Source organism: Kribbella sp. HUAS MG21, from assembly GCF_040254265.1.
Taxonomy (GTDB): domain Bacteria; phylum Actinomycetota; class Actinomycetes; order Propionibacteriales; family Kribbellaceae; genus Kribbella.
In genome coordinates, this window is record NZ_CP158165.1 from 3,240,503 (window position 1) to 3,252,377 (window position 11,875).

General features: G+C 71.1%; 9 protein-coding genes. 6 read left to right on the forward strand and 3 right to left on the reverse strand.

The window, feature by feature from the left end; translation table 11 throughout:
* The first annotated feature begins 51 nt into the window (after nucleotides 1-51).
* From ABN611_RS15885 to ABN611_RS15895, 3 genes are all read left to right on the forward strand, one after another.
* Entirely contained in the window at nucleotides 52-2,601 is a 2,550-nt protein-coding gene (locus ABN611_RS15885) for an ATP-dependent Clp protease ATP-binding subunit (RefSeq protein WP_350280644.1), read from the forward strand.
* A gap of 186 nt (nucleotides 2,602-2,787) precedes the next feature.
* Nucleotides 2,788-3,303 (forward strand): SigE family RNA polymerase sigma factor, encoded by a 516-nt coding sequence (locus ABN611_RS15890; protein ID WP_350280645.1) that lies wholly within the window; start codon nucleotides 2,788-2,790, stop codon nucleotides 3,301-3,303.
* Nucleotides 3,300-4,415 (forward strand): CU044_5270 family protein, encoded by a 1,116-nt coding sequence (locus tag ABN611_RS15895; RefSeq protein ID WP_350280646.1) that lies wholly within the window; start codon nucleotides 3,300-3,302, stop codon nucleotides 4,413-4,415. Before ABN611_RS15890 ends, ABN611_RS15895 begins: the two co-directional genes overlap by 4 nt.
* A 131-nt stretch (nucleotides 4,416-4,546) precedes the next feature.
* Here ABN611_RS15895 and ABN611_RS15900 read toward each other — a convergent pair whose 3' ends face one another.
* Entirely contained in the window at nucleotides 4,547-5,722 is a 1,176-nt protein-coding gene (locus tag ABN611_RS15900; RefSeq protein ID WP_350280647.1) for a hypothetical protein, read from the reverse strand.
* A 350-nt stretch (nucleotides 5,723-6,072) separates the two neighbouring features.
* Between ABN611_RS15900 and ABN611_RS15905 the strand changes: the two genes are divergently transcribed.
* On the forward strand, nucleotides 6,073-8,055 hold the full coding sequence (locus tag ABN611_RS15905) for a kinetoplast-associated-like protein (RefSeq protein WP_350280648.1): 1,983 nt from the start codon (nucleotides 6,073-6,075) through the stop codon (nucleotides 8,053-8,055).
* Nucleotides 8,056-8,127: 72 nt separating this feature from the next.
* On the forward strand, nucleotides 8,128-9,078 hold the full coding sequence (locus ABN611_RS15910) for a DivIVA domain-containing protein (RefSeq protein WP_350280649.1): 951 nt from the start codon (nucleotides 8,128-8,130) through the stop codon (nucleotides 9,076-9,078).
* A 54-nt stretch (nucleotides 9,079-9,132) separates the two neighbouring features.
* Here the strand turns inward: ABN611_RS15910 and ABN611_RS15915 are convergent, their stop codons facing one another.
* Nucleotides 9,133-10,017: an A/G-specific adenine glycosylase gene (locus ABN611_RS15915; protein WP_350280650.1), complete on the reverse strand. Its 885-nt coding sequence runs from the start codon at nucleotides 10,015-10,017 to the stop codon at nucleotides 9,133-9,135.
* Nucleotides 10,018-10,041: 24 nt separating this feature from the next.
* On the opposite strand from ABN611_RS15915, the gene ABN611_RS15920 reads away from it, so the two are divergent.
* Entirely contained in the window at nucleotides 10,042-10,713 is a 672-nt protein-coding gene (locus tag ABN611_RS15920) for a hypothetical protein (protein WP_350280651.1), read from the forward strand.
* 16 nt (nucleotides 10,714-10,729) lie between these two features.
* Here the strand turns inward: ABN611_RS15920 and disA are convergent, their stop codons facing one another.
* Nucleotides 10,730-11,824: a DNA integrity scanning diadenylate cyclase DisA gene (gene disA / locus ABN611_RS15925; RefSeq protein ID WP_350280652.1), complete on the reverse strand. Its 1,095-nt coding sequence runs from the start codon at nucleotides 11,822-11,824 to the stop codon at nucleotides 10,730-10,732.
* Nucleotides 11,825-11,875: the final 51 nt, after the last annotated feature.

Sequence of the window (11,875 nt, forward strand, 5' to 3'; positions counted from 1 at the left end):
GTCGGCCTACACGGCACGTCCGACTCCTCTGAGGCAAGGAGCGCTTTGGCGATGTTTGAACGATTTACGGACCGCGCCCGTCGGGTAGTCGTCCTGGCTCAGGAAGAGGCCAGGATGCTCAGCCACAACTACATCGGGACCGAGCACATCCTGCTCGGCCTGATCCACGAGGGTGAGGGTGTCGCCGCCAAGGCTCTCGAGAGCCTGGGTATCTCGCTCGAGGCCGTTCGTTCCCAGGTCGAGGAGATCATCGGCCAGGGGCAGCAGGCTCCGAGCGGGCACATCCCGTTCACCCCCCGCGCCAAGAAGGTGCTGGAGCTCTCCCTGCGCGAGGCCCTGCAGCTGGGCCACAACTACATCGGCACCGAGCACATCCTGCTCGGCCTCATCCGCGAGGGTGAGGGTGTCGCCGCGCAGGTCCTGGTCAAGCTCGGTGCGGATCTGAACAAGGTCCGGCAGCAGGTCATCCAACTGCTGAGCGGGTACCAGGGCAAGGAGACGACCGCCGCCGGCGGCGCCCCCACCGAGGGTGCGCCCAGCAGCTCCCTGGTGCTCGACCAGTTCGGCCGGAACTACACCCAGTCCGCTCGTGAGGCGAAGCTCGACCCGGTGATCGGGCGCGAGACCGAGATCGAGCGGGTCATGCAGGTGCTGTCCCGGCGGACCAAGAACAACCCTGTCCTGATCGGTGAGCCGGGCGTCGGCAAGACCGCCATCGTGGAGGGTCTGGCCCAGCAGATCGTCCGCGGTGACGTCCCGGAGACGCTGAAGGACAAGCAGATCTACTCCCTCGACCTGGGTGCCCTGGTGGCCGGTTCGCGCTACCGCGGTGACTTCGAGGAACGCTTGAAGAAGGTGCTCAAGGAGATCCGCACCCGCGGCGACATCGTGCTGTTCATCGACGAGATCCACACCCTCGTCGGGGCCGGCGCGGCCGAGGGCGCGATCGACGCCGCGAGCATCCTGAAGCCGATGCTGGCCCGCGGCGAGCTGCAGACGATCGGCGCCACCACCCTCGACGAGTACCGCAAGTACGTCGAGAAGGACGCCGCGCTGGAGCGCCGCTTCCAGCCGATCCAGGTGGCCGAGCCCTCGATCGCGCACACGATCGAGATCCTCAAGGGCCTCCGCGACCGGTACGAGGCGCACCACCGGGTGACGATCACCGACGCCGCGCTGGTGAACGCCGCGCAGATGGCCGACCGGTACATCTCGGACCGGTTCCTGCCGGACAAGGCGATCGACCTGATCGACGAGGCCGGCGCCCGGCTCCGGATCCGCCGGATGACCGCGCCGCCGGACCTGCGCGAGTTCGACGAGAAGATCGCGACCGTGCGCCGGGAGAAGGAGTCCGCGATCGACGCGCAGGACTTCGAGCGCGCCGCCCGGCTCCGCGACGACGAGAAGAAGCTGATCAACGCGAAGTCCGAGCGGGAGAAGCAGTGGAAGGCCGGCGACATGGACGTCGTCGCCGAGGTCGACGAGGAGCTGATCGCCGAGGTGCTCAGCACCGCGACCGGCATCCCGGTGTTCAAGCTGACCGAGGAGGAGTCCTCGCGGCTGCTGGACATGGAGAAGGAGCTGCACAAGCGCTACATCGGCCAGGAGGACGCGGTCAAGGCGCTGTCCCGCTCGATCCGGCGGACCCGCGCCGGCCTGAAGGACCCGCGCCGCCCGAGCGGCTCGTTCATCTTCGCCGGCCCGTCCGGTGTGGGTAAGACCGAGCTGTCCAAGGCGCTGACCGAGTTCCTGTTCGGCGACGAGAACGCGCTGATCAGCCTCGACATGTCGGAGTACTCGGAGAAGCACACGGCCTCCCGGCTGTTCGGCTCGCCTCCGGGGTACGTCGGCTACGAAGAGGGCGGCCAGCTGACCGAGAAGGTCCGCCGCAAGCCGTTCAGCGTGGTGCTGTTCGACGAGGTGGAGAAGGCCCACCCGGACATCTTCAACTCGCTGCTGCAGATCCTGGACGAGGGTCGGCTGACCGACGCCCAGGGCCGCGTGGTCGACTTCAAGAACACCGTGATCATCATGACCACGAACCTCGGGACGAAGGACATCGCCAAGTCGGTGTCGCTGGGCTTCTCGCAGGCGAACGACGTCACGGGTTCGTACGAGAAGATGAAGGGCAAGGTCACCGAGGAGCTCAAGCAGCACTTCCGGCCGGAGTTCCTGAACCGGGTCGACGAGATCGTCGTCTTCCACCAGCACACGATGGACGACATCGTCCGGATCGTGGACCTGATGGTGGCCCAGATCGAGCTGCGCCTGAAGGACAAGGACATGGGCATCGAGCTCACGCCGGCGGCGAAGGAACTCGCCGCGAAGCGCGGCTTCGACCCGGTCCTGGGCGCCCGCCCGCTGCGCCGCGCGCTGCAGCGCGACGTGGAGGACGTGCTGGCCGAGAAGATCCTGTTCGGGGAGCTTCGCCCCGGCCAGATCGTCCTGGTCGACGCGGCCCCGGAGGGCACGGTCAACGAGGACGGCCTGACCGAGTACTTCACCTTCACCGGTAACCAGAAGTCCTCGACGTCGGACCTGGAGCTCACCGACCTGACCAGCGGTGGTTCCACCGGCAGCACCGGCATCCAGGACAGCTGAGCCGGCAGGACGCAGCGCAGGGCCCCGCGGACACCACGTCCGCGGGGCCCTTCGCCGTACTGCCCGGCGTACTCCCGGAGCACTCCCCGGCGTACTCCCGGCGTACTGCGGAGCGCGGATGCAACCGGGTGCTCGCCTCACTCGGTACTTAACGGTGAGGAAGCGACCGACCAGACCGGAGGACGCGTGGCGAGCAACCGCGACCAGGACTTCACCGACTACGTCAGTGCCCACCGCGGGCGGATGATGCGGATCGCACGTCTGCTGACCAGCGGGGACCCGCACTGGGCCGAGGACCTGGTGCAGACGGCCCTGACCAAGCTCTACCTGAAGTGGGGTGCGATCAGGCCCGAGAACGGGGCGGCCCGGTACGCCGACAAGATCCTGATCAACGTGTTCCTGGACGAGAAGCGCCGGTTCTGGCGTCATCGGGAGACGTTGACCGGGGAGGTCTCCGAGCCCAGGCCCGCGGCCGGGGCCGGGCCGGAGGACCGGCTGACCGTGCTGGCAGCGCTCGAACGGCTGCCCAAGCGGCAACGGGCCGCGGTCGTCCTGCGGTACTTCTGCGACCTGGACGTGGCCGCTGCCGCCGAGGTGATGGGCAGCAGCCAGGGCACCGTCAAGAGCCAGACCGCTCGTGGGCTGGAGAAGTTGCGCGACCTCATCGTCGAACCCCTGGACACCCTGGAGCATGTGCGATGACTGATCTGAAGAACCTTCTCGAGCAGGCCGCCGGGTCCGACCCGGTCGTGACGGACGCCGAGGTCGCGGCCGACCTCGGTCGTGGCCGCCGGGCAGCCCGCCGGCGCCGGTTCGCCGGAGCCGGGCTCACCGCAGTAGCGGCGGCCGTCACCGTCGGCGCCCTCGCCGTACCGCTGGCGTTCTCGCCCGACGCGGGCGGTTCGGGACCCGAGGTCGCGGGTCCTGCTGCCTCGGCGCCGGCTGCCACCAAGGCGGCGATGTCGGCCGGTGAGCTGCTGCTGGTCGCGGCCGCCCACGAGGAGAAGGCGGAAGCGACGACGGGTAAGTACTTCCGGGTCCGGAAGGTCCAGAGCAGGGAGTGGACCGTCAAGGCCGACGGCACGGTGACCTGCTGCGGCTCGGCTCCGGCCGGGCCCGGTGGTTACAAGCTCCGTGAGCTGATGGTCACCGAGACCTGGACCGGGCAGAAGGGTGGCACCGCCTGGATGGGGACCCGCTCGCTGGGTGCGAGCCCGGCCACCGACGCCGACAAGAAGATCTGGGCCCGGGCCGGAGCGCCCACGAGCTGGAACGCCGGTCCGACCGACACGGCCGACAAGCACGACCAGATCATCTCGTCCAAGCCGGGGAAGGCGACGTTCTTCGAGGTGAAGGACTCTACGGACCGCTACACGGTCCTCGGGCCGAACGGCACCCTGCAGGACGTGCTGGCGCTGCCGACGGACCCTGCGCGGCTGCGCGCCCGGCTGCTGGAGGTGAAGGCGGCGACGGCTCCCGCGGCCGGCGACACGTCGGCTCTCGCGCAGATCTCGGCCGGCCTGCTCAGTGAGACGCCTGCGCTGCCGCAGGTCCGCGCAGCTGCGTTCCGGCTGCTGGCGGGTCTGCCGGGTGCCGTGGTCAGGCCGGACGTCACGGACGAGGGTGGCCGGTCCGGTACCGCGGTCGCCTTCGCTTTTCCGGAGTACCAGCTGAAGCTCGTCCTGATCGTCGACCCGGACAGCGGCAAGTTGCTGAGCACGAACACGGTCGGCGGGAAGTCGGGCAGCAGCACGATCCTGCTCTCGGGCTGGACCGACGACACCCCGGCGGCACCGCCCGCCAAGATCCGGTGACCCCGGACTGACGGTAGACCCCGGACTGACGGTAGGTCCCGGATCGACGGTAGACCGGCCGCGGTGGCAGCAGCACGCCACCGCGGCCGGTCCGTTCGTGCCGGGTGTAGGCCGCGGCTGCTCGGAGGCTGTCAGTGGGCCTGGTGGCAGGTCGGGCAGGGCGGTCGGCGGCGGTAGTAGTACGCGGCGGTGGCCAGTCCGACGGACGCGCCCCAGAGCGGGAACGGGAGGATGAGGAGGTTGCGGACGTTCTCGAGGACCGAGTCGTCGGGAGACCACAGCAAGCCGGTCAGCGAGGCACTGCTGACCAGCAGCAGCGTGGCCGCCGCCGCGCCGGGGATGACGGCCGCCAGGATCGGCACCGGCTGCCCGGCGACGAACGGGATCCACCGCGGCCACACCTCGCCCCACGGCCGGACCAGGCCGAGCGTGACGATCCCCGAGATCAAGGCGATCAGTCCGAGCCCGAGTCCGAACAGCTTGATTCCTGGTTCGGCGTCCAGCTCCGCGGCGTCGAAACCGATCGGGTTCGGCAGCAGCCAGGTCATCCGCAGCAACGCGTAGGGCATCGGGCAGAGCACCGCCACGATCGTCGCCCAGAACCCCCACCGCCGCGCCGACTCCGGTCGCGTCCAGCTCGCGCCCGGCCTGCCACACCGCAGGCACCGTCCCCGCGCGCTCCGCAGGCCCCGGACGCCGAGCCACGCCCAGCCACAGCCCAGCAGGAACGCCCCGGTGACGAACAGCGGCGTGGTACCGACCTTCGCCGGTACGCCGCCGACGCCGGCGGCCAGCTCGCGGAACGCGGCCCAGTCGAACACGCCGGTGGTCAGGGCGACCACGACGACAGCCATCGCAACGGCGAGCAGCAGGATCCGCGTCGCGGGCTGCTTCCAGGCGCCGGCGATCAACCAGATGATCCCCGCCGGCAGACCGAGCAGGACCAGGAGGTACCCGGCCAGGATCGCCACCGTGACACTCGGCGCGAGCAGCCCGAAGACGACCACCTGCAGCGCCGTGAAACCCAGCAGCGGCCGGTACGCCGACGCACTCCACTCGGTCCGGGTGTGCCCGAGCGCAGCAGGTATCCCAAGCATCCCCAGTACGGCGATCAGGCCGGCGCCGACCTGCTCCGGCAGGTGGGCGAGCAACGACAACCGCTCGCCGTCCGGTGGGACCGGACCGAACGGGTAAGCCCCGGCCCCGAGCAACCACGCCACTCCGGCGATCCCGTACACGAGTGACAAGGACGCCACCAGCACCGGCAGCGCCGTTCTGGTCCGATCCCGAACCGCGAGAGCACGCATTGTTCCTCCAGACGTCGGTGCTCTCACTGTCCGGCCGGAGGTCACCGGCAGGCCTCACCCGCGAGAGTGTTCGAACTCCCGCCCGCGGGTGAACGCATCGGAGACGGAGGGTCGGAACCGGAGACACGCCTGATTTTCGCCTCGGCTACTGATTGGTCGTATCGTCCTGCGGAGCGTGATCACTTCGGTACGCGGACCGCTTCCGCCGGGCTCCGGATCGATGGGAAGATCGCGCGACTGCTGATGAAGCAGTTACTTACCGCCTGTCTACCGCGTTGTAACCCAGTGAGAGCACGCTGTTCGGACCCGGACTGTCGGAAAGGGGGCCGGGGATGGAATCATCTCGTCGCATGGACGCGCCGCGTCTGCCGCTGACCCAGGAACCGGTCGCCGACACCGGTTCCTTTGGCGTGCGGCAGGCGGGCGGGGTGCTCGAGCGGGCGCAGCGGATCGCCGACACCCTGCGCGAGCAGGCCGAGCACGAGAACGACCTCGCCCGCGACGAGGCGGTCCGGGTCCGCGCCGAGAGCGAGCGGCTCAAGGCCGAGGCCGAGGCGCACGCGAAGAAGCTCCGCGCGGACGCGATGACGGCCGCCCAGCGGGTGCTGAACGACGCGGAGCGGGCCGCCGAGCAATTGCGCACCGAGTCGGAGGCCGAGGCCGAGCGGGTCCGTGCCGAGGCCGAGGAGGCCGCCGACCGGCTGCGCGCCGAGTCCACCGCCGAGGCCGATCGGGTACGACGCGACGCTGCCGCCGCGGCCGAGAAGCTGACCGCGGAGTCGACCGCGCAGGCCGAGCGGGTCCGGGCGGAGGCGACCGCCTTCGCGGAGCGGCTGAAGGCCGAGTCGGAGTCGGCCGCGGAGCAGCTCCGGGCCGCGGTGGCCGACGAGGTGGCGAAGCGCCGGGCGGAGTCCGAGGCGGCGGCCGAGCGGCTGCGGACCGAGAGCCAGGAGACCGCTGACCGGCTGCGGGCCGAGTCGCAGGCCGCGGCGCAGCGCCGGATCGCGGCGGCGGAGTCCGAAGCGGCGCAGGTGAAGGAAGCCGCCGACGAGCTGCTCGAAGAGGCCCGGATGGCGCGCGAGTCCGCGCAGGCGGCCGTCGAGCGGGCCGGCAAGGAGGCGCAGCAGCTCGTCGCCGACGCCGGTGAGCAGGCCGCGCTGGTGTCGCAGGCCGCCGTACGGAACGAGGCCGACCTGATCGCCCGCGCCGAGGCCGAGGCGAGTGAGCTGCGGGCCGCGGTCGAGCGCGAGGTCGAGGCGGCCCGGGAGAAGTCCCGCGTCGAGATCGCCGCGGCCCATGCCGAGATCGAGCGGCTGCGCGGCGAGAACCGGACCGAGCTGGAGCGCCGGACCGCGGAGCTCGAGGAGACCGAGCGCGCCAAGCTGGCCGCGATCTCGCTGGAGATCGACAAGCTGCGCGCCGAGGCGGTCGCGGAGATCGCCGAGCGCAAGGCCGAGGCGGAGGCGGGCAACGAGCGGCTGATGGCCGACGCCCGGGCGCAGGCCAAGCTGGTCGTGGACTCGATCGAGGCCGACCGCCGGACCGCGGCCGCCGAGGCGCAGCGGATCGTCGAGGACGCGAACAAGGCGGCCGAGGCGGCGCTGGCCGAGGCCGAGAAGCAGACCCTGTGGAGCAAGAAGACCGTCGACGACCTGATCGCCGCGGCCGAGTCCGAGGCGCAGTCGATCCGCGACCAGGCGGCCGCCGACGCGGCCCAGCTGCTCAAGCAGAAGCGTGCGCACCTGCGCCGCGTGGTCGGCCGGTCGACGAGCCGCCTCAAGCAGACCCAGGACGCGATCGCCCGGGAGAACGCCGAGCTCACCCAGCTGGCCGAGACCACGCTGTACTCCGCCGGCGAGCAGGCGGAGGCGACGCTGGCCGCGGCCAAACAGGAGGCCGAGCGGGTCACCGCCCAGGCGCAGGCCCGGGCGGACCGGCTGAAGAACACGGCCGCCGAGGAGGCCCGCGAGATCATCGAGCGGGCGAACCGCCGCGAGGCCGAGGCCCAGGCCAGCACCCAGGTACTGCGGGAGCGCGCGGCCAACGACCTGTCCGAGGCGCAGCGCCAGTCGCACGAACTGATCCGCAAGTCCCGCGCGGAGGCGCAGCAGATCGAGGCGCAGGCCCGCGAGCACGCCGACACCCTGCGCGCGCAGGCCCGAAAACTTCTCGCCGACGCCGAGGCGAGGGTCGCCGCGCTGAACCAGCGCCGCGACGAGATCACCAAGGAGCTCACTCAGCTTTCGGGTGTGATCGAGGCACTCGCTGTACCGGGGTTCCGCCCAGGTGGTGGAATGTCCTCCAGTGAGGGTTCCACGGGGGAATCAGGATGAGGACGTGACAGTCAGATCCTTGTCAGTGACAATGTGTGATCCACCCACCCATCGAAGTGAGCATCGGAAAACATGAGCAGTGAAAGCCCAACCCCGTTCCGCACCGTTCTGCGTGGCTACGAGCCTGCCCAGGTGGACCAGCACATCCGTGAGCTGACCACCTCCCTGACCGCCCTGCAGCAGCAGTCCGAGCAGCTGCAGCGGCACGTCCAGGAGCTGCAGTCCCGCACGGACGCGGCGGAGGCGGCCGTCATCTCCGCCCAGGAGGACTCCAAGGACCGCGCGCCCACCTTCACCGAGTTCGGTGAGCGGGTCGCGAAGATCCTGTCGCTGGCCGACGACGAGGCCCGTGACCTGGTGACCCGCGCCCGCACCGACGCGGAGGCGATCGTCGCCGACGCCGAGGCGCACGCGAAGAAGGTGCGCAAGGAGGCCGAGCAGTACTCGCTGGACTGGAAGAGCGAGGTCGACGCCGAGGCCGCCCGGATCCTCGAGGAGGCCCGGACCCAGGCCGACGACATGCGCGACGAGGCCGAGCGTGACGCCACCGCGCGGCGCAGCGAGGCCCAGGCGCTGTACGAGCAGGAGCGCGCCAAGTCGGCGCAGGCCGCGGCCGCCTTCGAGACCACCCTCGCCGAGCGCCGGGGCAAGGTCGAGCAGGAGTTCGCCGCCCGCACCGCCCTGGCCGAGCAGCAGCTCGCCGCCGTCACCGACCGCGCTGCTCAGGTGCAGCGTGAGGCCGACCGTTCCCGGTCCGAGGCCGAGCGGCTCGCGCAGCAGCAGCTGGCCGACGCCAACCGGCAGGCCCAGGAGATCGTCGCCGCCGCGAAGGACAAGGCCGAGCGGATCCGTGCCGAGTCCGAGCGCGAGCTCGCGGCCGCGACGCAGCGCCGGGACAGCATCAACGCGCAGCTGACCAACGTCCGCCAGATGCTGGCGACGCTGTCCGGCAGCCCGGCGATGCCGCTCGACCTGCTGGCCGACGACGAGGAAGACGCCACCACCGGCAGCAAGAAGAACTGACGCACCACCCCATAGCGGGCCGGCTCGAGCACTTCGGGCCGGCCCCTTGGTTTGTCAGGCGGGCAGCCGATACCGGTTGCGGGCGAGTGGCTCGACCAGGCCGTCGGCGACGAGGCCGTCGAGGGCGCGTTCGCGTTGTACGGCGTCCGGCCAGCAGGCGTCCAGCTCCGACTTCGGGACCGGCGCCGACGCGGAACGCAGTACGGCGAGCAGGCGGCCGCGGGCCTGGCGGTCGGTGCCTTCGTAGGTCTGGCCGCGGCGGGGCGGACCGTCGTACGGCGGGCTGCCGGCGAGGACCCACGCGCACTGCGTGCGGATCGGGCAGTCGGCGCAGCGTGGTGTGCGGGCGGTGCAGACCAGGGCGCCGAGCTCCATCGACGCGACGGCCCAGCGGGCGGCGGTGCGCTCGTCGGCGGGCAGGGCGCTGACCGCGAGGCGCTGGTCGGCGGCCGTGGGGGAGATGCTCGGCTGCGCGACGCCGGTCAGGGCCCGGGCGAGGACGCGGCGTACGTTCGTGTCGACGACCGCGTGCCGCTGGCCGAAGGCGAACGACGCGATCGCGGCGGCCGTGTACGTGCCCACACCGGGCAGTGCGAGCAGGTCGGCGTGGTCGTCCGGCACCTCGCCGCCGTGACGCTCCACAATCGCCTGAGCGGCCGCGTGCAGCCGGAGGGCGCGCCTGGGGTACCCGAGCCGGTCCCAGGCCCGTACAGCCTCACCTGGCGCCTCTGCGGCCAGGTCCACCGGCTTCGGCCACCGCTCCAGCCAGCTCCGGTACGCCGGCAGCACCCGGTTGACCGGTGTCTGCTGCAGCATGAACTCGCTGACCATCACCGCCCAGGCCCCGGCACCCGGCTCCCGCCACGGCAGCGCCCGCGCGTTGGCGTCGTACCACTGCAGCACCGGGTCGTGGAGCGGCGAGCCTGAGCTGTTCAGCACAGGACCGATATTAGAGTGCGCTCCATGAGCAGCCTGCTCCGTCCGGTCGGGCACCTGCCCGCCAGCGTGTACTGGTTCCGGCGCGGACTCGTGCTCGCGGTCGTCGTGGTGCTGGTCATCCTCGTCACCCGGCTCTTCCCGGGCGGTGGCGACGACACCAAGAACACGGCGGCGTCGGACCCGCAGCAGAACCCAACCGGCGCCCCGCCGGCTTCAGCTCCCAGTACGACGCCCAACGCGACGGCCGCCACCACGCCGGTCTCGTCATCGGCCTCGACATCGCAGCCGACGAAGACCACGCCGCCCGCGGACCTGCCCTGCGAGGGCTCCGACGTGCGCGTCGAGGCGCTGCCGGCGAACCGGAAGATCGTCTCCGGCTCCGCGCTGAACTTCGTGATCCAGCTGTCCGCGGTCGGCGACCAGTGCAAGGCCGTCATCGGCGCCGCCAAGCTGACCGTCACGGTGACGTCCGGCAACGACCTGATCTGGAGCACGACGCAGTGCGAGAAGGCGATCGCGCCCGCCACCATCGTCGTTGCCAAGGGCAAGCAGGCCGCCGTCACCGTACCGTGGAACGGACACCGCTCCCGGCCCGGCTGCCTCCCCGGCCAACCGGTCGCCAAACCCGGCACCTACGTCGTCAAGGCCGACTACGACGGCCGACTGTCCGGCGCCCAGGCCTTCCAGGTGGTCTGATCAGCCGGCCGCGGTCCTACACGTAGCGTTCCAGGATGCTGGACTCGGCCAGGCGGGAGAGGCCTTCGCGGACCGTGCGGGCGCGGTTCTCGCCGACGCCCTCGACGGTCTGCAGATCGTCGATGCTTGCCGCGAGCAACTTCTGCAGATGGCCGAAGTGGTCGATCAGCCGGTCGATCACGGCACCTGGCAGCCGCGGCACCTTGGCCAGCAGCCGGTAGCCGCGCGGGGTGACCGCCGCGTCCAGCTGCTCGGCGCCGCCGAGCTGCAGCGCGCGGGCGACCTGACCGATGTCGAGCAGGTCGGTGGCACTCACCGCGTCCAGCTCGAGCAGTACGTCGTCGGCGGTCTTGGCGCGCCGTCCGGTGGCCGGCGGGAGGTAGTCGCGGACGACCAGTTCGCGTTCGCCGGCGACGCCCGCGACGAGTTCGTTGAGCTGCAGCGTGAGCAGCCGGCCGTCGGTGCCGAGCTCGACGACGTACCCGTCGATCTCGGTGGCGATCCGGCGGACCATCTCCAGCCGCTGGGCGACCGCGGCGACGTCCCGGACCGTGACCAGGTCCTCGATCTCCAGCGCCGACAGCGTCCCGGAGACCTCGTCGAGGCGGAGCTTGTAGCGCTCGAGGGTGGCCAGTGCCTGGTTCGCCCGGGACAGGATCGCGCCGGAGTCCTCGAGCACGTACCGCTGGTCGTCGACGTACAGCGCGATGATGTGCATCGACTGCGACACCGAGATCACCGGGAAGCCGGTCTGCCGCGCGACCCGGTCGGCGGTGCGGTGCCGGGTGCCGGTCTCCTCGGTGTGGATCGACGGGTCCGGCATCAGGTGCACGGCCGCGCGGACCAGCCGGGTGGCGTCCCGGTCGAGGACGATCGCGCCGTCCATCTTGCTCAGCTCCCGCAACCCGGTCGCGGTGAACTCGACGTCGATCTCGAAGCCGCCGGTGGAGATCGCGTCCACGGCCTTGTCGTGGCCGAGCACGATCAGGGCGCCGGTCCGGCCCCGCAGGATCCGTTCCAGGCCTTCGCGCAGTTCGGTTCCGGGCGCGACGGCCGCGAGGGTCGCGCGCAGCCGGGCGCCGGTGCTGTTCTTGTCCGTGTTCGCCGCCACGGCACCTGAGTCTATGCGGTTCCGCGCGCCGCGTTGTGCCGATATCCGGCG